The sequence below is a fragment of the Mycobacterium europaeum genome (genome assembly GCF_002102155.1).
Lineage (GTDB): Bacteria > Actinomycetota > Actinomycetes > Mycobacteriales > Mycobacteriaceae > Mycobacterium > Mycobacterium europaeum.
The window spans coordinates 94,792-114,227 of record NZ_LQOU01000028.1 but is presented as its reverse complement, the minus strand read 5'-3'; the positions used below and the strand labels follow the sequence as shown (position 1 = coordinate 114,227).

At 68.6% G+C, this 19,436-nt stretch carries 23 protein-coding genes and 1 tRNA gene; 12 read left to right on the top strand and 12 right to left on the bottom strand.

Going from position 1 to position 19,436, the window contains the following annotated elements; genetic code table 11:
• Positions 1-10: 10 nt before the first annotated feature.
• Entirely contained in the window at positions 11-361 is a 351-nt protein-coding gene (locus AWC03_RS14635; RefSeq protein WP_065443482.1) for a WhiB family transcriptional regulator, read from the bottom strand.
• Positions 362-718: 357 nt separating this feature from the next.
• Here AWC03_RS14635 and ponA2 point away from each other — a divergent pair, with 357 nt between their 5' ends.
• The 5 genes from ponA2 (at position 719) to AWC03_RS14610 (ending at position 6,176) form a co-directional block, all read left to right on the top strand.
• Entirely contained in the window at positions 719-3,142 is a 2,424-nt protein-coding gene (ponA2, locus tag AWC03_RS14630) for a transglycosylase/D,D-transpeptidase PonA2 (RefSeq protein WP_085241375.1), read from the top strand.
• Positions 3,143-3,240: 98 nt separating this feature from the next.
• Positions 3,241-4,272 carry a metallophosphoesterase gene (locus tag AWC03_RS14625; protein WP_244275236.1) on the top strand — a complete coding sequence of 344 codons (1,032 nt, stop codon included), beginning with the start codon at positions 3,241-3,243 and terminating at the stop codon, positions 4,270-4,272.
• Positions 4,269-5,384 (top strand): L-cysteine desulfhydrase Cds1, encoded by a 1,116-nt coding sequence (cds1, locus tag AWC03_RS14620; RefSeq protein ID WP_085241373.1) that lies wholly within the window; start codon positions 4,269-4,271, stop codon positions 5,382-5,384. The genes AWC03_RS14625 and cds1 overlap by 4 nt, the downstream gene beginning before the upstream one ends.
• A 61-nt stretch (positions 5,385-5,445) precedes the next feature.
• Positions 5,446-5,519: transfer RNA gene (locus AWC03_RS14615), tRNA-Pro, on the top strand.
• Between the two features lie 81 nt (positions 5,520-5,600).
• Positions 5,601-6,176, top strand: coding sequence for a hypothetical protein (locus tag AWC03_RS14610; RefSeq protein WP_142278395.1), 576 nt, complete (start codon positions 5,601-5,603; stop codon positions 6,174-6,176).
• A 38-nt stretch (positions 6,177-6,214) separates the two neighbouring features.
• Here AWC03_RS14610 and AWC03_RS14605 read toward each other — a convergent pair whose 3' ends face one another.
• The 3 genes from AWC03_RS14605 to AWC03_RS14595 all read right to left on the bottom strand — a co-directional run bounded on the left by AWC03_RS14605 (position 6,215) and on the right by AWC03_RS14595 (position 7,285).
• Entirely contained in the window at positions 6,215-6,517 is a 303-nt protein-coding gene (locus AWC03_RS14605; RefSeq protein WP_085241369.1) for a DUF4193 domain-containing protein, read from the bottom strand.
• A 75-nt stretch (positions 6,518-6,592) separates the two neighbouring features.
• Positions 6,593-6,883: a hypothetical protein gene (locus AWC03_RS14600; protein WP_085241367.1), complete on the bottom strand. Its 291-nt coding sequence runs from the start codon at positions 6,881-6,883 to the stop codon at positions 6,593-6,595.
• Positions 6,884-6,967: 84 nt separating this feature from the next.
• Positions 6,968-7,285 (bottom strand): hypothetical protein, encoded by a 318-nt coding sequence (locus tag AWC03_RS14595; RefSeq protein WP_085241366.1) that lies wholly within the window; start codon positions 7,283-7,285, stop codon positions 6,968-6,970.
• Positions 7,286-7,475: 190 nt separating this feature from the next.
• On the opposite strand from AWC03_RS14595, the gene AWC03_RS14590 reads away from it, so the two are divergent.
• Complete coding sequence (locus tag AWC03_RS14590) at positions 7,476-8,171, top strand: HAD family hydrolase (RefSeq protein WP_085241364.1); 696 nt, start codon at positions 7,476-7,478, stop codon at positions 8,169-8,171.
• Here AWC03_RS14590 and AWC03_RS14585 read toward each other — a convergent pair.
• Together AWC03_RS14585 and AWC03_RS14580 are read right to left on the bottom strand one after the other, a co-directional pair.
• The gene (locus AWC03_RS14585; RefSeq protein WP_085241363.1) at positions 8,136-8,636 is read right to left on the bottom strand and encodes a DUF6328 family protein; all 501 of its coding nucleotides are present in this window, start codon (positions 8,634-8,636) and stop codon (positions 8,136-8,138) included. The two genes, AWC03_RS14590 and AWC03_RS14585, sit on opposite strands and share 36 nt — an antisense overlap.
• A 189-nt stretch (positions 8,637-8,825) precedes the next feature.
• A complete protein-coding gene (locus tag AWC03_RS14580) occupies positions 8,826-9,194 on the bottom strand; it encodes an STAS domain-containing protein (protein WP_244275090.1) in 369 nt (122 codons plus the stop codon).
• 162 nt (positions 9,195-9,356) lie between these two features.
• Here AWC03_RS14580 and AWC03_RS14575 point away from each other — a divergent pair, with 162 nt between their 5' ends.
• The 6 genes from AWC03_RS14575 to AWC03_RS14550 are packed head-to-tail and all read left to right on the top strand — an operon-like array spanning position 9,357 to position 14,968.
• Entirely contained in the window at positions 9,357-10,259 is a 903-nt protein-coding gene (locus tag AWC03_RS14575; RefSeq protein WP_085241359.1) for an STAS domain-containing protein, read from the top strand.
• A 21-nt stretch (positions 10,260-10,280) separates the two neighbouring features.
• A complete protein-coding gene (locus AWC03_RS14570) occupies positions 10,281-10,670 on the top strand; it encodes an STAS domain-containing protein (RefSeq protein ID WP_085241358.1) in 390 nt (129 codons plus the stop codon).
• Positions 10,660-11,070: an anti-sigma regulatory factor gene (locus tag AWC03_RS14565; protein WP_090421343.1), complete on the top strand. Its 411-nt coding sequence runs from the start codon at positions 10,660-10,662 to the stop codon at positions 11,068-11,070. Before AWC03_RS14570 ends, AWC03_RS14565 begins: the two co-directional genes overlap by 11 nt.
• Positions 11,063-11,689, top strand: coding sequence for a SpoIIE family protein phosphatase (locus tag AWC03_RS14560; RefSeq protein ID WP_085241355.1), 627 nt, complete (start codon positions 11,063-11,065; stop codon positions 11,687-11,689). Before AWC03_RS14565 ends, AWC03_RS14560 begins: the two co-directional genes overlap by 8 nt.
• Positions 11,686-13,899 (top strand): SpoIIE family protein phosphatase, encoded by a 2,214-nt coding sequence (locus tag AWC03_RS14555; RefSeq protein WP_085241353.1) that lies wholly within the window; start codon positions 11,686-11,688, stop codon positions 13,897-13,899. The genes AWC03_RS14560 and AWC03_RS14555 overlap by 4 nt, the downstream gene beginning before the upstream one ends.
• A 49-nt stretch (positions 13,900-13,948) precedes the next feature.
• Entirely contained in the window at positions 13,949-14,968 is a 1,020-nt protein-coding gene (locus AWC03_RS14550; RefSeq protein ID WP_085241450.1) for an iron-containing redox enzyme family protein, read from the top strand.
• On the opposite strand, the gene AWC03_RS26960 is transcribed toward AWC03_RS14550, so the two are convergent.
• The 6 genes from AWC03_RS26960 to nrfD form a co-directional block, all read right to left on the bottom strand.
• Positions 14,916-15,164, bottom strand: a complete 249-nt coding sequence (locus AWC03_RS26960; RefSeq protein WP_090418863.1) for a CDGSH iron-sulfur domain-containing protein — start codon at positions 15,162-15,164, stop codon at positions 14,916-14,918. The genes AWC03_RS14550 and AWC03_RS26960 overlap by 53 nt on opposite strands.
• Positions 15,161-15,850 (bottom strand): HemK2/MTQ2 family protein methyltransferase, encoded by a 690-nt coding sequence (locus tag AWC03_RS14540; RefSeq protein WP_085241352.1) that lies wholly within the window; start codon positions 15,848-15,850, stop codon positions 15,161-15,163. The genes AWC03_RS26960 and AWC03_RS14540 overlap by 4 nt, the downstream gene beginning before the upstream one ends.
• A gap of 99 nt (positions 15,851-15,949) precedes the next feature.
• The gene (locus tag AWC03_RS14535; protein ID WP_085241351.1) at positions 15,950-16,504 is read right to left on the bottom strand and encodes a type 1 glutamine amidotransferase domain-containing protein; all 555 of its coding nucleotides are present in this window, start codon (positions 16,502-16,504) and stop codon (positions 15,950-15,952) included.
• Positions 16,494-17,060: an MDR/zinc-dependent alcohol dehydrogenase-like family protein gene (locus AWC03_RS27895; RefSeq protein WP_249025883.1), complete on the bottom strand. Its 567-nt coding sequence runs from the start codon at positions 17,058-17,060 to the stop codon at positions 16,494-16,496. Before AWC03_RS27895 ends, AWC03_RS14535 begins: the two co-directional genes overlap by 11 nt.
• A 180-nt stretch (positions 17,061-17,240) precedes the next feature.
• A complete protein-coding gene (locus AWC03_RS14525) occupies positions 17,241-18,227 on the bottom strand; it encodes an LLM class F420-dependent oxidoreductase (protein WP_085241349.1) in 987 nt (328 codons plus the stop codon).
• Positions 18,228-18,349: 122 nt separating this feature from the next.
• Complete coding sequence (gene nrfD, locus AWC03_RS14520; protein ID WP_085241348.1) at positions 18,350-19,432, bottom strand: NrfD/PsrC family molybdoenzyme membrane anchor subunit; 1,083 nt, start codon at positions 19,430-19,432, stop codon at positions 18,350-18,352.
• Positions 19,433-19,436: the final 4 nt, after the last annotated feature.

The following is a 19,436-nucleotide window of genomic DNA, read 5'->3' as shown; positions in this document are numbered from 1 at the left end:
AACCCTTGGCTCAGCCGACGCTGCGGGTTCTCCTCTTGTCGAAGAAGTCCGCCCACGACACCACCTCGGGGTGCTGCTTGAGCAGGGCGCGACGCTGACGTTCCGTCATGCCGCCCCAGACGCCGAACTCGACTTTGTTGTCCAGCGCGTCCGCGCCGCACTCCTGCATGACCGGGCAGTGCCGGCAGATGACGGCGGCTTTACGTTGGGCGGCTCCCCGGACGAAGAGTTCGTCCGGGTCGGTGGTCCGGCACAGTGCTTTGGAAACCCAGGCGATCCGTTCTTCGGCGTCAACGCTGCGGAGTACCCCTTGCGCGGCCGCAATGTTTGTCCTACGTGCCGCAGGTCGTGTTCCTGACACGAGCTGGTCCCTTCCCTACCGGCCGCTCTCGCGACCGCCCTCCGGGTGCAGATCTCACCTGCGATCTACGCCACACTGTGTACATCGGTGTTACCTGAATCTCACCGTGTGTCTAAGTTAGGTGGTCAGCTGCCAATTGCGCAACAGTCCGATAACGCTTTTTTTGGGACGGGCGTGCCGTCTCGGCCTAGAACCACAGGCGAAGAAGTGATCTTGCACACGTCACCCGGGGCGGGACGCTGACGCACGCGACAATTTTATCGCGGCCCGGCGCGTAAAGCGCTGGTCGATGACCGCGCAAAATCCGGACGAACTCGCAGCGTGGCGGCGTGACTGGGGGCCGCTACTGTAGTAGCCATGTCAGACCGCCCCCCGGCCTTCTTCACGATCCTCAAGCTTGCGGGGTACTGCTTGCTGGCCGGCGTCGTCGCCACGGCACTGATGTTTCCGTTCGCGGGCGGAATGGGCCTGATGTCCAACCGCGCCTCCGAAGTCGTCGCCAACGGCTCGGCCCAACTCCTCGAGGGCGAGATACCCGCGGTGTCGACGATGGTCGACGCGAAGGGCAACACCATCGCGTGGCTGTACTCCCAGCGCCGGTTCGAGGTGCCCAGCGACAAGATCGCCAACACGATGAAGCTGGCGATCGTGTCCATCGAGGACAAGCGGTTCGCCGAGCACAACGGGGTGGACTGGAAGGGCACGCTGACCGGGTTGGCCGGCTACGCGCGCGGCGACGTCGACACCCGGGGCGGTTCGACGATCGAGCAGCAGTACATCAAGAACTATCAGTTGCTGGTGACGGCCAAGACCGACGCCGAGAAGCGCGCAGCCGTGGAGACCACCCCGGCGCGCAAGCTGCGTGAGATCCGGATGGCGCTCACCCTGGACAAGACCTTCACCAAGCCCGAGATCCTGACCCGCTACCTGAACCTGGTGTCCTTCGGCAACGGCTCGTTCGGCGTGCAGGACGCGGCCCAGACCTACTTCGGCATCAACGCGTCCGACCTCAACTGGCAGCAGGCGGCGCTGTTGGCGGGCATGGTGCAGTCCACGAGCGCGCTCAACCCCTACACCAATCCCGAGGGCGCGCTGGCGCGGCGAAACCTGGTGCTGGACACTATGATCGAGAACATCCCGCAGGAGGCCGACGCGCTGCGCGCCGCCAAGGCCACCCCGCTGGGCGTACTGCCGCAGCCCAACGAACTGCCGCGCGGCTGCATCGCGGCCGGCGACCGCGCGTTCTTCTGTGACTACGTCCAGGAGTACCTGTCCCGCGCCGGTATCAGCAAAGAACAGGTGGCCCGCGGCGGGTACCTGATCCGCACCACGCTGGACCCCGACGTGCAGATCCCGGTCAAGTCGGCCATCGACCAGTTCGCCAGCCCGACGCTGCCGGGGATCTCCAGCGTGATGAGCGTGATCCAGCCGGGAAAGACGTCGCACAAGGTGATGGCGATGGCCAGTAACCGGACCTACGGGCTGAACCTCGACGCCGGCGAAACCATGCGCCCGCAGCCCTTCTCGTTGGTCGGCGACGGCGCGGGGTCGGTCTTCAAGATCTTCACCACGGCCGCCGCCCTGGACATGGGGATGGGCATCAACGCCACGCTCGAGGTGCCGGGCCGGTTCCAGGCCAAGGGCATGGGCAGCGGCGGCGCCAAAGGCTGCCCCAAGGACACCTGGTGCGTGGTCAACGCCGGCAACTACCGCGGGTCGATGAACGTGACCGACGCGCTGGCCACCTCGCCCAACACCGCGTTCGCCAAGCTGATCCAGCAGGTCGGCGTGACCCGCACGGTGGACATGGCGATCAAGCTCGGGCTGCGGTCCTACGCCGACCCCGGCACGGCCCGCGACTACAACCCCGACAGCAACGAAAGCCTGGCCGACTTCGTCAAGCGGCAGAACATCGGATCGTTCACCCTGGGCCCCATCGAGGTCAACGCGCTGGAGCTGTCCAACGTCGCGGCCACGCTGGGCTCCGGGGGGACGTGGTGCCCGGCGAATCCGATCGACAAGCTGATCGACCGGCACGGCAACGAGGTCGCGGTGACCACCGAGACCTGCGATCAGGTGGTGCCCGAGGGCCTGGCGAACACCCTGGCCAACGCGATGAGCAAGGACGCGCTCGGCGGTGGCACGGCGGCCGGTTCGGCCGCCGCCGCCGGGTGGAACCTGCCGGTGTCCGGCAAGACCGGCACCACGGAGGCGCACCGCTCCTCTGGGTTCGTGGGGTTCACCAGCCACTACGCGGCGGCCAACTACATCTACGACGACTCCACGACGCCCACCGACCTGTGCTCGTCGCCGCTGCGCCATTGCGCCGAGGGTGACCTGTACGGCGGTAACGAGCCGGCCCGCACCTGGTTCACGGCGATGAAGCCGATCGCCACCAACTTCGGGCCGGTGCAGTTGCCGCCCACCGATCCGCGGTACGTCGACGGGTCGCCCGGGTCGCGGGTGCCCAGCGTCGCCGGCCTGGACATCGACGCGGCACGGTCGCGCCTCAAGGAGGCGGGCTTCCAGGTCGCCGACCAGAACAACTTCGTCAACAGCAGCGCCAAGCAGGGCGAGGTGGTCGGAACGACGCCAAGCGGCGCAACGATTCCCGGGTCGATCATCACCATCCAGGTCAGCAACGGCATTCCGCCGGCTCCCCCACCGCCGCCGGAGGGCGCGCCACCGGTCGGCTCGCAGGTGGTGGAGATCCCGGGCCTGCCGCCGATCACCATTCCGCTGCTGGCACCGCCGCCTCCGCCGGGACAGCCGCCGCCGTAGACCGGCACACAACCGCACGATTTCATAATTGCGACGCAAGCTCTCCGTTGCCAAAGCGCAACCGGCAGTAGGCTGCCAGCATGGCTGATGCAAGCTCGATGGCCCCGCTCCTTGGCAGTCCGCTGCGCGGCTGGGGGCGCCCCCACACCAGTCCGCTGCGCGGACCGCGTCGTCGCGGGGCGCTGCCCACGCTGCTACGTACCGGTGCCGTCGCGCTCGGCTCGGCCGTCGTCGGCATTGGTTATGCCGCCGTCGTCGAGCGCAACGCCTTCGTCCTGCGCGAGATAACCATGCCCGTCCTGACGCCGGGCTCCACGCCGCTTCGGGTGCTGCATATCAGCGATCTGCACATGCTGCCCAACCAGCGCCGCAAACAGGCCTGGCTGCGCGAGCTGAGCAACTGGGAACCCGACCTGGTGGTCAACACCGGAGACAACCTGGCGCACCCCAAGGCGGTGCCCGCGGTGGTGCAGGCCCTCGGGGACTTGCTCTCGCGGCCGGGCGTTTTCGTGTTCGGCAGCAATGACTACTTCGGGCCGCGCCTGAAGAACCCGCTGAACTACGTGACCAACCCGTCGCATCGGGTCCACGGCGAACCGCTGCCGTGGCAGGACCTGCGGGCGGCCTTCACCGAGCGCGGCTGGCTGGACCTGACCCACACGCGGCGCGAGTTCGAGGTGGCCGGCCTGCACGTGGCGGCCGCCGGCGTCGACGACCCGCACATCGACCGCGACCGCTACGAGACGATCGCGGGGCCGGCCAGCCCGGCCGCGAACCTGCGGCTCGGGCTGACCCATTCCCCGGAGCCGCGGGTGCTGGACCGCTTCGCCGCCGACGGCTACCAGCTGGTGATGGCCGGGCACACCCACGGCGGCCAGGTCTGCCTCCCGCTCTACGGCGCCCTCGTCACCAACTGCGGCCTGGACCGGTCGCGCGCGAAGGGCCCGTCGCGCTGGGGCGCGCACATGCAGCTGCATGTCTCCGGCGGGATCGGCACCTCGCCGTTCGCCCCGGTGCGCTTCTGCTGCCGGCCCGAGGCCACGCTGCTGACGTTGATCGCCACCCCGATGGGCGGTCGCGATTCGGCCAGCGACCTGAGCCGTTCGCAGCCAACAGTTTCGGTGCGTTGAGCGAGCGGACCCGGATCGCGGTCCGCAGCCGCTCGCGGTGCTGGACGGACGACGCGATTCGGCTGATCCACGCCGACGCCCGTCGCAGCGCCGACACCCACCTGCTGCGGTATCCCCTGCCGTCGGCGTGGGCCGCGGACGGCCCGGGCGCTCAGGTGGCGCTCTACCTCAAAGACGAGACCACGCATATCACGGGCAGCCTCAAGCACCGGCTGGCGCGGTCGTTGTTCCTGTATGCGCTCTGCAACGGGTGGATCAACGAGGGCACCACCGTGGTCGAGGCCTCGTCGGGCTCGACCGCGGTGTCGGAGGCCTACTTCGCGGCCCTGCTGGGCCTGCCGTTCGTGGCCGTGATGCCGACTTCCACCAGCTCGTCGAAGGTGGCGCTGATCGAGGCCCAGGGCGGCCGTTGCCATTTCGTGCACGACTCCGGCGAGGTGTACGCCGAGGCCGAGCGGGTCGCCCGCGACACCGGCGGCCATTACCTGGACCAATTCACCAACGCCGAACGCGCCACCGACTGGCGGGGCAACAACAACATCGCCGAGTCGATCTTCGAGCAGATGGGCGAGGAGACGCATCCGATTCCGGAATGGATCGTGGTCGGTGCGGGCACCGGCGGCACCAGCGCGACGATCGGCCGCTACATCCGCTACCGGCGGCACGCCACCCGGCTGTGCGTCGTCGACCCGGAGAACTCCGCGTTCTTTCCCGCCTACGCCGAAGGCCGCTGCGACATCGTGATGTCCGGGTCCTCGCGCATCGAGGGCATCGGCCGCCCGCGGGTCGAACCGTCGTTTCTCGCCGACGTGGTCGACCGCATGGTGCTGGTCCCCGACGCGGCGTCGGTCGCCGCCGCCCGCCACGTCAGCGCGGTCCTGGGACGCCGGGTGGGGCCCTCGACGGGCACCAACGTCTGGGGCGCCTTCGGTCTGCTCGCCGAGATGGTGGCCCAACGGCGCAGCGGGTCGGTGGTCACGCTGCTCGCCGACAGCGGCGACCGCTACACCGACACCTACTTCGACGACGCGTGGGTCAGCGCGCAGGGCATCGACCCGAGTGGCCCGGCCGAGTCGTTGGCGGAGTTCGAGCGTTCGTGCCGGTGGCAGTGACCCGCCACACCGCGATTTGGCCAGCCGACGGGCCGGTGCGATAGGCTGTCGGAGCTTCAAGCGGGGTGTGGCGCAGCTTGGTAGCGCGCTTCGTTCGGGACGAAGAGGCCGTGGGTTCAAATCCCGCCACCCCGACTCAGTTGTGTTAGCTGTACGCCGGCCGGCGCCGCGGTCTCACGCTGCGGCGTCGCGGCCTTGCCATTAAGCTCGGCCTGCATGACGCCCGCAAGCTCGTCGCCCGCGCGGGGCGAGCCGCGCGGGCCTACGCGACAGGTGACGGGGTTTGCTGTTTGCACGGACGGCGCCGGTCGCCGGCACCCCACTCTGGCCGAGGTCGCGCAGCGGCAGCGGGAGATCCGGGCGTGGGAGGCGCTCAGCGTCGGCGACCACTACCGGTTTGCCAAACCGGGCACCATCATCGGCGCCCTGCTCTCCACGGTGCTGGCGGTTCTGGTGGTGACTCCCATCCCGCCGAACTGGCCGTGGAACATCCCGACAATGATCCTGGCCATCTTCACCGCGGTCGCGACGGTGACCTGTGGCCTGTTGTGGTTCGAAAAGCCGCGCCCGGTCCCCCGCCCCGAGCCGTTGGCGATCGTGCCGTTCTCCCGCGCGGAAAACCTCCGGCTGATGCAGGGCCAGCCCATGGAGCCCTACCGCGCCGTCTGTGCCTGCCCCGGCTGCGGCGACACTTCGGCCCACCCGATCCGCCAGCCCGGCCCGGACGAACCGGGCTGGGCGATGGTCACCCGGCGGTGCGCCGTGTGCGACCGCGAATGGGCGCAGGCCTGAATCGGTTGCGGGGCAACGGATCGCCCGGGGCGCCGGTGTCAGGCGCAGTCGGCGCAGATGGACACGCCGGCGCTCGAGCTGCGCAGCCGGCTGCGGTGTTGCACCAAAAAGCAGCTGGAGCAAGTGAATTCATCGGACCGCTGGGGAATCACGGTCACCGACAGCTCTTCACCGGACAGGTCGGCGCCGGGCAACTCGAAGAAGTGCACATCGTTGGGGTCCTCGTCGACCACCGCGGTGGCCGACCCGTGCAAGGTCGGCGCCAGTTCGCGGATGGCGGACTTGTCCTGGGCTTCGGAGTCCGAGGCGCGGCGTGCGTCATAGTCGCTTGCGGTCGGCATGGCAGTTCCTTCCTGCTGGTGAAGCCGGGTTGACGCACTTTCCTGTACTCACCCGTGGCGCAGGACGTACCCCATTCAGGCGCGCGTTACACCGACCGGCTGGAAAAAGTTGCGCAGTCGGACATTGAGCCGCCGTATGCGCCGGGTCACCGCGGGGTAATGCGCCAGCGCCAGGCCCAGCCACGGAGCGACCACGGACACGATCAGCGCCGCAATGGCGATCCCCTCGTGCCCGAGCAGCAGCCCGAACAGGCCGAGGGCCAAACTGGCCGCCCAGACCGCCACCGCCGCCAGACCGAGCAGCGGAAAATCCCGCCCATACTCGACCGGATAGTTTGCTGCTCGCAACGAAGCTGGCGCGACCATAATCCGCTTTTACCCGGTCGTGGCGCCCAATAAACCCCCGAACGGCGGGCGACGCGCCCGCCGGTGTTCGTTAGCTCACAGCGGTCAGCTACTCGGCGGCGGGGCGGGCTCGTCGGAATGCGCGGCGTGCCAGGCCAGTTCGGCGGCGCGCACGCTGCGATGCGTGCGCAGCAACCACACCGCGCTCGCCGCTCCCAGCGCCGCGGCCAGGATCCCGGCCGCCACGCCGGCCGCCACGTGCCGGGTCGCCAACGCGAACAAACCGACGATCAGGGCGACCACCGCGACGGCCGAGCCGGCCAGGCCGGGCGCGTTCGCGCCGTCGGTAAAGGTTTCTCCGGCGTGCTGACGGGCGGTCCGATGGTGGTCGACCGGGTCGCCGTTGCGGTGATTCACCTTCACTCCTTGTGAGAAAGTTTGTCTACCAATGCGATTCGTGCGGCAATGCGGTCCACCACTCGGGCGGCAGCCGGGCCGGCCATCCCCCGGCAAAGGAGCCGCAACCGCTCACGCACGCCGGTTACCCGCCGCCCCGGAACCCAAACGACACCGCGCCGGTGTCAGCCGACGCCGGCCTGGGTATGCCGCGCAGATGAAACCCGCCGTTCTCTTCGACGTCGACGGAAGCCTGGTCGACTCCAACTATCTGCACGTCTACGCGTGGCAACGTGCCTTCGACGCCGAGGGTCTACCGGTGGCCGCCTGGCAGATCCACCGCTGCATCGGCATGGACGGTTCCACGCTGGTGCGCGCGCTGTCCCGGGACGCCCCGGACAAGGTTCAGGAGCGGCTCAGCGACGGGCACAGCCGCTACTACCGGGAGTGCACCCCGCTGCTCGCGCCGCTGCCGGGGGCCCGCGCGCTACTGCGCCGGGTCGCCGCGCTCGGCTTGCAGGTCGTGCTGGCCACCTCGGCGCCCGACGACGAACTGGAGATCCTGCGCAAGGTTCTCGACTGTGAGGACGTGATCTCCGAAACGACGTCGTCGCGCGACGTCGACACCGCCAAACCCGAACCCGGCATCGTGCAGGTGGCGCTGGACCGGGCGGGGGTCGACGCCGCCCATGCCGTGTTCATCGGGGACGCCGTCTGGGACGCGCACGCCGCGGCCGGCGCCGGACTGCCCTGCATCGGGCTGCTCAGCGGCGGCATCGCCCGCGAGGAGCTGCAGGCGGCGGGCGCGTCACCGATCTTCGCCGATCCGCAAGACCTGCTCGAGCATCTGGATTCGACCCACATCACCGGTCTCGCGTCAGACGCCGCGGGTGCGGAGCAGCAACGGCAGTAGCCACCAAAACAGCGTGAACAGCGTCAGCGCACACGCCCCGGCGATGAGCCCCGGGCTGCTGCCGGCCACCGCGGTGAAAACGATGACCGTCATCCCGGTCAGCGCCAGGCCCAGCAGCGCCAGCCCGGCGTACGCGCAACGGTGCGCGGCGGACACCAGCACTTGCAGGCGATGACGGCGGAACAACAGGCGATGCATGCCGACTGGGGCGATCAACAGCACGGTCGCCCCCACCGAGCACCCCACCGTCGCGAGATAGAGGTTGCGCATCGGCGGGCTCAGGACGTCGAACCGCTGTTGGAATGGCAGTGTCAACAGGAAACCCGTGAGCAGCTGTACACCTGTCTGCACCACGCGCAGCTCCTGCAGCAGGCTGTTCCAATTGCGGTCCAGCCGTTGCATTTCGGATTCGCCCCGCGCACGGCTGTCCCACCGCTGATCGCCTTGCGGATTGTCGACGTCCATAGCCGTGATCATCGCACCTGCCGCACGAGGCGGCGCCAATTCGACAGGCGTAGCGAGAGTCGGTATCGCGTTTGCACTTTCAAATGATTTTCGGTCGATCGTTGACTCGTCGTCCGCATCCGGCAATGCAACCGCCGGCAATTTCGCCAAATGGCTTGTCGCGCAAACTATGGCGCGAACGCCACGCGCCTATCGGTTGATGTTGTCGTCCCGCACCGCGGTCAGCGCGTCGTCCAGCGTAGGGTACAGCGGAAAGGTCTTGTCCAGCCCGGTCAAATGAATGGGCCTCCTGGTCGCCGGACCGCGTGCGACCACCCCGAACCCCGTCGCCGTGCCCAGCTGCTCGTACGTCGCCGCCAGGATCTTCAGCCCCACCGAACCCAGAAACTCCACCGCGGAAAGATCGATCACCAGTGCCGTCGGGTTCTCCGCAACGACCGCACCGATAGCCTGTTCCAGAGCCGGAGCCGTGACCAAATCGATTTCGCCGCTGACACTGACCACGGACACCCCATCGTGGTCCTCAACCAAGGTGGTAATCGAATCAGGAGCTGACAATGGCAATCCTTTGTCCTGGGCTGCAGGGTGTGGTGCAAGCCTAGCCTGCGTTGCGAACTGCGAGAAGAATATGCCCTCAACACCTGCCCCGCGGCAACCCAGGCTAGTCTCGCAAAATCAGCCTGCACACGGTGGGGCGCGGACCGGCACTCGGGAGGTCACATGTCAGAATCGCCGGCGGAGTTCAGCGGCGCGGGCGCCACCGTGCAGGCAGTAGGCATTTCCAGCGAGGGCCTGTTACCGCAGCTCGTCCAGCATCTGCGGCAGAACCGCACCGTCTTGCGCGAGGAGTGGGCGCGCCGGATCACCGAGGCCGAACTGCTCACCGCGATGACGCCGGAGGAGCTGTTCTCCGAGGCGACCGCGGTCTACGACAACTATGTCGAGGTGCTCGAGACCGGTAGCGTCGAGGCGCTGCAGGCCTACGCCCGCGACCTGTCGGAACGCATCATCCCGCGGGGGGTGGAAACCGACGAGGTGGTCGGCATCGTGCTGCTGCTGCGCGACGTGCTCGCACGCTCGCTGTTCGAGAAGTACCAGGCCGAATTCGAGATGCTCAACCGGGTGCTGGACGCCTACGAACCGGCGGCCAACCGCATCGCCAACACCGTGGCGGTCAGCTTCGTGCAGGAACGCGAGCGCATCATCCGCCAGCAGCAGGAGGCGATTCGGGAGCTGTCGACGCCGGTGTTGCAGGTGCGTGAACAGCTGCTGATTCTGCCGATCATCGGCGTCCTCGACAGCCAACGCGCCCGCCAGGTCACCGAGCAGCTGCTGAGAGCCATCCGCGCCAACCGCGCGAAGGTGGTGGTCATCGACATCACCGGTGTGCCCACGATCGACTCCACGGTGGCCAACCACCTGGTGCAGACGGTCGACGCGTCCGGATTGATGGGCGCCAGCGTCATCATCACCGGCCTGTCCTCGGAGATCGCCCTGACGCTGGTGACCATCGGCCTGGACCTGTCGAAGATGAACGCCGTCGGCGACCTGCAGGGCGGCATCGAGGAAGCCGAGCGCCTACTGGGCTACGAGGTCACCCGCACCGGCGAGCAGACCGGATAGCAAGAGGAACACGAGCGCCCCATGCCGGTACCGATCCTGAAACAGGGTGCGATCCTGATCGCCTCGGTGCAGGCCGCGCTCAGCGACTCCGACGCCGAGCGGCTCCGCTACGACCTCATGGAGCGAGTCAGCCGGTTCCGGGCGCAGGGCATCATCGTCGACGTCACCGCCATCGACGTGATGGACTCCTTCGCGGCCCGATCGCTGCGGACCATCGCGCACATGACCCGGCTGCGCGGCGCGGACACGGTGATCGTCGGCCTGCAGCCGGAGGTGGCCTTCGCGATGGTCCAGCTGGGCCTGGCGTTCGACGACATGAACACCGCGCTGGACCTCGAAGAGGGCCTCGCCCTGCTGAATCGCCAACTGACACAGCGCAAACCGGCGATCGGGCGCGATGGTGGAGACTGACATCGTCGTCGACATCAACAATTCCGACGACATCGTCGAAGTCCGCAAAGCCGGCCATCAACTCGCGCTCGACCTGGGGTTCTCCCTGACCGACGTCACGATGATCGCCACGGCGATCTCCGAGATCGCGCGAAACATCACCAGCTACGCCGGCCGCGGCGTGGTCCGGGTCTTCGTCGCCGACCGGGAGGGCCGCAAGGCCCTGGTGGTGCGCGCCGAGGACGAAGGACCGGGCATCGCCGACATCGAACGGGCGATGGAGGACGGTTATTCGACCGGCCGCGGGCTGGGCATGGGCCTGCCCGGCTCCCGGCGGCTGATGGACCGGCTGCTCGTGGAATCGACGCTCGGCCGGGGAACGGTCGTCGAGATGTGGAAATGGGTCCCGCCCCATGCGTGAGAACGGACGCTTCGGTCCGATCGAGTGGGCACGGGCGGGCCGTCCCCTGCCCAGTGAGTTCATCTCCGGGGATCGGGGCATCGCCGTCGACGTTGGCGGTGACGCCGCCCTGTTCGCCGTGGTGGACGGACTCGGCCACGGTCCGGACGCCGCGGCCGCGGCGCTGCGGGCCGTCGAAGCGGTCAAACGCTCCAGCGCCGAGCGAATCGAGGTCTTGGTCCAGCTCTGTCACCGCGTGCTGACCGGCAGCCGAGGCGTTGCGATGACTCTGGCCCGGGTCGACTTCGCGACCAACACGCTGACGTGGACGGGCGTCGGCAACGTGACAGCCGAACTGGTGGCCAAGTCCCCCACCGGTGTCCAGATCCGGGCCAGCGCGCGGCTGACCGCGGGGATCATCGGCTACCGCATACCGGAAATCCGGCCGGCGCAAGTGGTTCCGATGCGCCCCGGCGATCTGCTGGTGATGAGGACCGACGGGATCGCCGAAGACTACCTGGACCACATCGACTTTGCGGCCCCCGCCGTCGCCATCGCCGAAGAACTGCTCGGCAAGGACGCGAAGGAAACCGACGACGCCATGGTGCTGACCGCTCGTCATCGGGGAGCTTCGACATGAACGACGACGACTTCCACGCCCAGTACGCCACGGCGCTGCGCACCTATCTGAAGGCGCGTGACGAGGACAGTCTGGCTGTGGCGTACGAGCTCGGGCGCCGGGCCCTGCAAGAAGAGGTCAGCCTGCTCGCCATCATCGAGCGCCACGTCGAGCTGATCCTGGAACTGGCCAAGGACATCCAGATCGACGCACCGATCGCGCTGGAATTCCTGTTGCAGATGCTGGTCCCGCTCGACATCGCCACCCGCGGCTTCCTGGACGGCACCAGGCGCTACGCCCGCGAGCGGGCTCGCGCCGAGGGGCTGGCCGACCGCGACAAATTCCGCACGGCGCTGGTCAATTCGTTGCAGGAGGGGTTCTTCGTCGCCGACCACGAGGGCTCCGTGATCGAGATGAACAACGCCCTCATCGAGATCCTCGGCTATCCCGCCGAGGGGCTGCCGTACCGGTGGCCGCACCCGTGGTTGGTCGACCAGCAGGGCGCCACCCAACAGCAGGCGCTGGTGCGCAGCATCGGCAGCACCGCCTACGAGACGCCGATCCGCCATCACGACGGGCACCTGGTCTGGGTGACGGTCAGCATCAACGCGGTGCAGGGCAGCGGCAGCGACCAAGACGTCTTCGTGGGAACGATTCGGGACATCACCGCCGAACGGGCCTTCGCCGCGCGGGAGAGCGCGGTCCTGCGGTTGGCGACGGCGGTCGCGGTGGCCAAGAGCGTCGACGAGCTGCTGTCCATCACCCTCGCCGAGTGCACCGCGGCGATCGACGTGCAGCGGGTGATCGCGATCTCCTGGCCGGCCGTCGGGGGAGAACCCACCGTCCAGGTCGCCGGCGAACCGTCCCAAACCTCTTGGCGCAGGCTGGATCCGTGGTTGCGGCACACCTTCGAGGACGCGCGGCACCAGCTGCCGCTGACAGCCAAGACGGTCGAGCGGCCCGACAGCCCCGGCAAGGCGGCGGGGTTGGTGGCGGTGCTCTCCGGCGCGGGTGATGTGGCCCTGTGGCTGGAGCTGCGTTCGCCCCGCTGGGTCAGCGCCGAAGACCGGCTGCTGATCACCGTCCTCGTCGGTCATCTCAGCCTGGCCATGCAACACGTCCGCCAGTTCGAGAGCGCCCGCGAGACCTCGCTGACCTTGCAGCGCGCCCTGCTCCCGACCATGGAGCCGCCGCCGGGCTTCGCCGTGCGTTACGAGCCCGCCGTCCCGCCGCTGGAGATCGGCGGCGACTGGTATGACGTGCTGCCCATCGGCGATCACCGCATCGGCATCGTCGTGGGTGACTGCGTGGGTCGCGGCCTGCCGGCGGCCGCGGTCATGGGCCAGCTGCGCAGTTCGGCGCGGGCGCTGTTGATCAACGGGGCCGAGCCCGCGCTGTTGCTCGAGCAACTCGACTCGGCGGCATCGCTCATCCCGAATGCATACTGCACCACCGTCTTCCTGGCGGTCCTGGACACCGAATCCGGGGTTCTGCAGTACAGCAACGCCGGCCACATGCCCGCCGTGCTCGTCGGGTCGGAGCCCTGCACGACGGTGATGTTGACCGACGCCGCGTCGGTGCCCCTCGCGGTCCGCCGCGCCGAGCCTCGCCCGCAGGCCAGCCGGGTGTTGCCACCGGGCTCGACCCTGATGTTGTTCACCGACGGGCTGGTCGAACGCAAGCACGAGTCGATCGACGACGGGATCGATCGCGCCGCGGCGGTGCTGGCGAAGACGACGACGTTGCCCTTGGATTCGGTCGCCGATGCGGTGTTGCGTGAGTTGGCTCCCGTTTCGGGGTATGACGACGACGTGGCCATGGTGATCTACCGGTACCAGCCGTCCCCACTCCGGATCGAAAGTGAGGCCAGGGCAGCCGAATTGGCCGGCATCCGGCATCGATTGTCCGACTGGCTGCGCGCCGCGGGCCGGCCCGACGAACTGGCCGCCGACATCGTGTTGGTGGTCAATGAGGCCTGCACGAACTGCGTCGAGCACGCATACGTCGGGCACCCGCCCGGCACGATGTCGCTCCACGTCGAACTCGCCGAAGGCGAAATCCGCGCCCGGATCAGCGACCACGGGTCGTGGAAGGAACCCGCCGTCAACCCCGGCAACGGTGGTCGGGGCCTGGTGCTGATGAGGGCGCTCAGCAGCACGTTGCAGCTGGACCGCGGCGACACCGGAACGACCGTCGACCTCACCTTTCGCCTGCCGGCCGGGGCCGGATAACGGTGGCGCCCCACCGTTTGTGGGCCCCGGATTGCGGGTAGTCGTGGGCGTGACCCGCGCATCAATCACGACCGAACCCGCCCTGCCGGCGGCACACGGGCCGCTGTCGACCACCGTTCGGCGCGCCCTGACGGGGCCGCCGTCACACGACCACCTGGCCCGCATCGGCGCGTCGGTCCGCGATTCGGATCCCTACGGGCTGGACCTGCAGCTGGCCCTGTGCATGTGCTACGAGCTGCACTACCGGGGCTTCGCCGGGGTGGACCCGGGCTGGGAATGGAACCCGGCGCTGCTCACGCTCCGCGGCGAACTGGAACGCGTTTTCTTGGCCGGCGTGCGCCGCGATGTCGGGCCCATCGCGGCCGACCAGACCGCTGCCGCCGAAATGGACGCCATCTCGGTCGAACCGGCCGACGGCACCGGCCCGTCGTACTACCTGCGCGACACCGGGACCTGGCAGCAGATGCGCGAATATTTCGTACACCGGTCGGTGTACCACCTCAAAGAGGGCGATCCGCACGCCTGGGCGATCCCGCGACTGCTGGGCGTCGCGAAAGCGGCTTTCGTGGCAATCGAATTCGACGAATACGGCGCCGGGCACGGTCCCCGGTTGCATCAGCAGCTCTTCGCCGATCTGATGGCGGCCGCGGGCCTCGACACGACGTACCTGGCCTACGCGGACGTGGTCACCGCCGAGGCGCTGGCCGCGGTGAACCTGATGTCGCTCTTCGGGCTGCACCGCGAATTGCGTGGGGCCGCCATAGGCCATTTCGCGTCGACCGAGATCACCTCGCCGCCGGGGTCCCGGCGGATGGTGCACGCCCTGCAGCGGATGGGGGCACCGTCGGCGTGTGTGGAGTTCTACGCCGAGCACGTCGAGGCCGACGCGGTGCACGAGCACGTGGTGCGCATCGATGTGGTCGGCGACCTCGTCGCCCGGGAACCACAGCTCGATCGCGACATCGTGTTCGGGATCCGCGCGCACGCCGCGGTCGAAAACCGCTTGGCCGACGCGGTTATGGCGTCGTGGCAGCAGGGTCGGACGTCGTTGCGGAGGCCGCTGGACTAGGCGTCCGCCGGTTCAGATCGCGGCACCGCCGATGGCTGGTGTCGCACAACGGATACGTGTCACTGCGCCGGCAGGTGCAGATCGCCACCATGAACCGGTCGGATTCGACGACCTCCCCGTTGGGCATCTCGATGCGCACCGGGCCGGCCACCAGCACCGGCCCGCCCGCAACCACCTGTACCCGGGTCCCGGTCACCGCTTGTCCGCCCGGATCACGATCAGCTCCTCTTCCCGGCGCCCGGGCGGTATCAACCCGACGCTCTCCAGCCAGGCCGCTCGCGCGGTCATCACGGGACCAAACGGTATCCATTTCGACGCAACGACTTTCGCGTCCATGCCGGCCCACTTCAGGGAATCCAGCGACTGCTGGACACCGGCGAGCGCGGAGTGCACCAGAAGCAGTGTTCCGCCGTCGCAGAGCAACTTGGGCGCCGCCTCGCACAGCGGATCGAGCACCATCCGCCCGTCCGGGCCGGCGTTCCATGCCCATGACGGCCCCGCGCCGGGCGGGATCGCCGCCGTGTCGTCGTGCGGCGGTGCCGGCACGTACGGCGGGTTGGACACCACGACGTCGAACGGCGCGCAGTCGAGCGCGTCGCTCCACGTGCCGTTGCGGACGTCGAGATGCACGCCGGCGGCGACGGCGTTGCCGCGCGAACAGCCCACCGCGTGCGGGCAGATGTCGAAGGCGGTGACGTCGGCGCCACCCATCTCTGCTGCGGCGATCGCGACAAATCCGCTACCCGTGCACAAGTCGAGAACGCGCCGCCCCGGAACGAGTCCGCTCTCGCTCATCACATCCACCAGCAACCGGGAATCCTCTTGTGGCTGATAAACGTTCGACGCAGCAGAAACAGCGGGTCCGGGATATGTTGTGGTCAAATCTGGCCTTTCGACGGATCGCCGCGGCGATCACTGCTTGGCCTGTGTAATGCCCGCAAACCGATGGGTTCAAACGGCGTGCGGAAAGGCCATTTCCCGCTAACTCGCAGGGGCGTGGGCGAATTGCTGCACGATGGTCGCGCAAAACGCGGGGAGGTCTTTCGGTGAGCGACTGGTGATCACATTGCCGTCGACCACGACCTCCTCGTCCACCACGTTCGCCCCCGCGTTGCGCAGGTCGGTACGGATGGAGGGATACGACGTGAGCGTCCGACCCTTTGCCACACCGGCTTCCAGCAGCGTCCAGGGCCCGTGACAAATCGCGGCGACCAGCTTTCCGGAGGAGACGAAGTCGCGCACGAAGGAGACGGCGGAGCTGTCCATCCGCAGCTTGTCCGGATTGACGGTGCCGCCCGGAAGCACCAGGCCGTCGAATTCGGATACCGAGGCGTCAGACACCGCCCGGTCGACTTTGAAGGTTCCGGCCGGCTCGAGATCGTGGTTGCGGGCCTGGATTTCACCCGTCTTCAGCGAGAGCAGCTCGACCTGGGCGCCTGCCGCCTCGAGCGCCGAACGGGGCTGCTCGAGTTCCACCTTCTCGACGCCGTCGGCGGCGAGAATCGCGACTTTCTTGCCCTGCAATTCATTCGCCATGACTATTCCCCTTTCCCATTCTTGCGGTCAGCTCGGATTGAGGATGACTTTGGTGCAGCGGTCCTCTTTGTTCTTGAAAGACCTCATATCCATGGGGCGCCTGGTCAAGCGTCAGATGATGGCTGACGATGATGGTGGGGTCGATGGCGCCGTTGCGAATCCGGTCCAACAGCGGGCGCATGAAGCGGTGCACGTGACACTGTCCGGTCTTGATGGTGAGCGACCGGTTCATCACCGCCCCGATGGGAAACTTGTCCATCAGGCCGCCGTACACACCGACGATGGAAATCGTCCCGCCGTTGCGGCAGCTCATCGCCGCTTCCCGAATGGCATGCGGCCGTTCGGTTTCCATCCGGGCGGCCTGCTTGACGCGATCGTAGGCGCATTCCCGCGCACCCAGCGCGCGGATGACCCGCCGCGACCGGGCGGTGTCGTCGACACCCGCCACGGCAGCAACTTTTCCGGGGGCCACCAGCTCGCTCAGCCCCAGTCCGAAACTGGCGACGCTGAGTGCCTTCACCAAAGCCGAGGTGGTGTTGGCGGATCGATCGCCCATCGTCAGCTCTCCTTGCCTTGCGGTGGACCACATATCGGGCAAAGTTGCTGACCGACAGCCGCTTTGCGGATCTACAGGTTCTCGGCTCTGCTTGCCGGCCTTCACGCGCCGCACTCACCGGTACTCACTGGGCGCACGACCAAAGCCGGATACCCGGGCAGATACCGCCCAAACCTGGGATCAGTTTGCTGCGCCGCGCAGTGCGGCAAGCAAAGGTTCGGCGGCTTCTTTGAGGAAGAGGTCCTGGGATTCGCCGCCGACCTGGACGAGCGCCACGTCGGTGAACCCGGCTTCCCAGTAGGGCCGGACGGCCTCGACGATCGCGTCGAGGTCGGGGCCGCAGGGGATGGACTCGGCCACGTCCTCGGGGCGGACGAACTGGGTGGCGCCGGCGAAGCCCGCCGGCGTCGGCAGGTCCGCGTTGACCTTCCAGCCACCGGCGAACCAGCGGAACTGGTCGTGGGCGCGTTCGATGGCGGTGTCGCGGTCGGGGTCCCAGCACACCGGGATCTGGCCGACGACACGGCCGCCGCCGGCGAGGTTGGCGGCCTGCCGCGCGGCGTGCCAGGCGTCGACGAGCTCGCCGTCCGGCTCGACCGCAACAAAGTGGTCGGCCAGCCGGCCGAATTTGTCGATGGCCTTGGCGCCGCCCATCGCCACCGCGATGCCGACCGGGATCTCCGGCACGTCCCACAACCGTGCGGAGTCCACCTGGAAGTAGTCGCCCCTGAAGTTCACCAGCTGGCCGCCGAACAGCTCGCGGATGATCTTGATCGCTTCGCGCAGCATGTCCTGACGGCGCTCGACGGTGGGCCAGCCCCTGCCGACGATGTGCTCATTGAGGTTCTCCCCGGTCCCGAGGCCGAGCGTGAACCGGCCGTCGGACAGGATCTGCACGGTGGCGGCCTGCTGGGCGACGACGGCCGGGTGATAGCGCATCGTCGGGCATGTCACATAGGTGTAGAGGTCCACCCGTTCGGTGGCGTGCGCCACCGCGCCCAGCACCGTCCAGGCGTTGGGCGCATGCCCCTGCGACGTCAGCCACGGCGAGAAGTGGTCGCTGCACACCTCGAAGTCGAAACCGCGTTCCTCAGCGGAAACAGCTTGGCGGACAAGGTCTTTGGGTCCACTCTGTTCGGTCATCAGAGTGTAGCCAAAATGCGTCATAGCGCCAGGATTACCCCGGTGCCGCGGGCTCAAACCGCCTCAGTCGCCTCCGCGGGCGTAACGGCGGGGCGAAAACACGGCCCGGAAATCGCCGCGGCGTTACGGCGGCGGCACGGGCAAGTTCAGCCCGCGGTGGTGATCGAGTCGTCCGCGAGGCCCGCCGCCCGGCGCGCCGCCAGCCGGCGCTTCTGCGGCTCGATCGTGTAGCGGGGGTGGCGGGCCGATTCCAGGCCCGCCTCGAACACACCGAAGCGGGTCAGCGCGGACGCCGTCGCCAGCGCCAGGCCGGACACGGCCGCGACGCCGCGGTTGCGGCCACCGAGCAGCGTGCCCAACCCGCCGGCGATCACCAGCCGCTCGCTCCACCGCAGCATCCGGCCCGGGGCGCCGTGGTGCAGCGGCTCGGCGGCGACCGGGTCCATCCGCCGCTCCATCACCCTCGTCGCCACCAGGTCGCCGAGCACGCCGAACACGGCCAGCGCGCGGGCCGGGCCGGCCTCGGCGACCGGGGTGGTGACCATCGCCAACCCCGACGCGGCCAGGCCGGCCGAACTGACGAACACGAACGGCAGGTCCTCGTGGGCGGCGTTCCACGTCGGGGTCGCTGTGTCGGACAGCAGCACCGCGGTGTAGACGGCCAGCGGCGGGGCGAGGAGCGCCGCCTCCAGGCCGGCCGATCCCTCGACGGCGCGCAGCACCGGCCGCAGCGGGCCCAGCGGTAGCCGCTCCCCCGTCATCCGATCGACCTCGGCCGCGGCGGCCACCCCGATCCCGGCGCCGAAGGCGCTCAGGATCCACGAGCCGAGGTTCATCGGCGAGGTGAGCTTGAACGTGCGCAGCATGTGCAGGAACCGCTCGGGCCGGCCCAGGTCCTTCACCAGCGCGACGAGGCTGAGCAAGACGGCCGCCAAGCCGGTCAGGCGGGCGTTGCGGCGCAGCTGGGTGCGGCCGGTGAGCTGCGCGCCGGCCGCCAGCAGGCCGGATCCGCCCGCGACGCCGCCCAGGAACAGGTACGCGGCCACCTCGGACTCCCACGGCGGGGGCTTGACCACCGGACGCCCGTAATAGGAGCTGAACTCGGCTTCGGGCACCATCGGCATCTCGCGCGAACCGTCGCCGCCGCCGCGGCGGCCCTTGCGCTGCCGCTTGCGTCGGCCGCCGGCGGGCTCCGGCGGGCGCAGGCTGTCGTATTCCGAAGTGCTCATGGGC

Excerpts from the sequence above, each read along its gene's own strand:
- AWC03_RS14625 (WP_244275236.1), top strand. The coding sequence starts at position 3,241 with ATGGCCCCGCTCCTTGGCAGTCCGCTGCGCGGCTGGGGGCGCCCCCAC.
- ponA2 (WP_085241375.1), top strand. The coding sequence starts at position 719 with ATGTCAGACCGCCCCCCGGCCTTCTTCACGATCCTCAAGCTTGCGGGG.
- AWC03_RS27895 (WP_249025883.1), bottom strand. The coding sequence starts at position 17,060 with ATGGGCGATCGATCCGCCAACACCACCTCGGCTTTGGTGAAGGCACTC.
- AWC03_RS14590 (WP_085241364.1), top strand. The coding sequence starts at position 7,476 with ATGAAACCCGCCGTTCTCTTCGACGTCGACGGAAGCCTGGTCGACTCC.
- AWC03_RS14575 (WP_085241359.1), top strand. The coding sequence starts at position 9,357 with ATGTCAGAATCGCCGGCGGAGTTCAGCGGCGCGGGCGCCACCGTGCAG.
- AWC03_RS14605 (WP_085241369.1), bottom strand. The coding sequence starts at position 6,517 with ATGCCGACCGCAAGCGACTATGACGCACGCCGCGCCTCGGACTCCGAA.
- AWC03_RS14600 (WP_085241367.1), bottom strand. The coding sequence starts at position 6,883 with ATGGTCGCGCCAGCTTCGTTGCGAGCAGCAAACTATCCGGTCGAGTAT.
- AWC03_RS14585 (WP_085241363.1), bottom strand. The coding sequence starts at position 8,636 with ATGGACGTCGACAATCCGCAAGGCGATCAGCGGTGGGACAGCCGTGCG.
- AWC03_RS14535 (WP_085241351.1), bottom strand. The coding sequence starts at position 16,504 with ATGGCGAATGAATTGCAGGGCAAGAAAGTCGCGATTCTCGCCGCCGAC.
- AWC03_RS14555 (WP_085241353.1), top strand. The coding sequence starts at position 11,686 with ATGAACGACGACGACTTCCACGCCCAGTACGCCACGGCGCTGCGCACC.
- AWC03_RS14525 (WP_085241349.1), bottom strand. The coding sequence starts at position 18,227 with ATGACGCATTTTGGCTACACTCTGATGACCGAACAGAGTGGACCCAAA.
- AWC03_RS14560 (WP_085241355.1), top strand. The coding sequence starts at position 11,063 with ATGCGTGAGAACGGACGCTTCGGTCCGATCGAGTGGGCACGGGCGGGC.
- AWC03_RS14570 (WP_085241358.1), top strand. The coding sequence starts at position 10,281 with ATGCCGGTACCGATCCTGAAACAGGGTGCGATCCTGATCGCCTCGGTG.
- AWC03_RS14610 (WP_142278395.1), top strand. The coding sequence starts at position 5,601 with ATGACGCCCGCAAGCTCGTCGCCCGCGCGGGGCGAGCCGCGCGGGCCT.
- nrfD (WP_085241348.1), bottom strand. The coding sequence starts at position 19,432 with ATGAGCACTTCGGAATACGACAGCCTGCGCCCGCCGGAGCCCGCCGGC.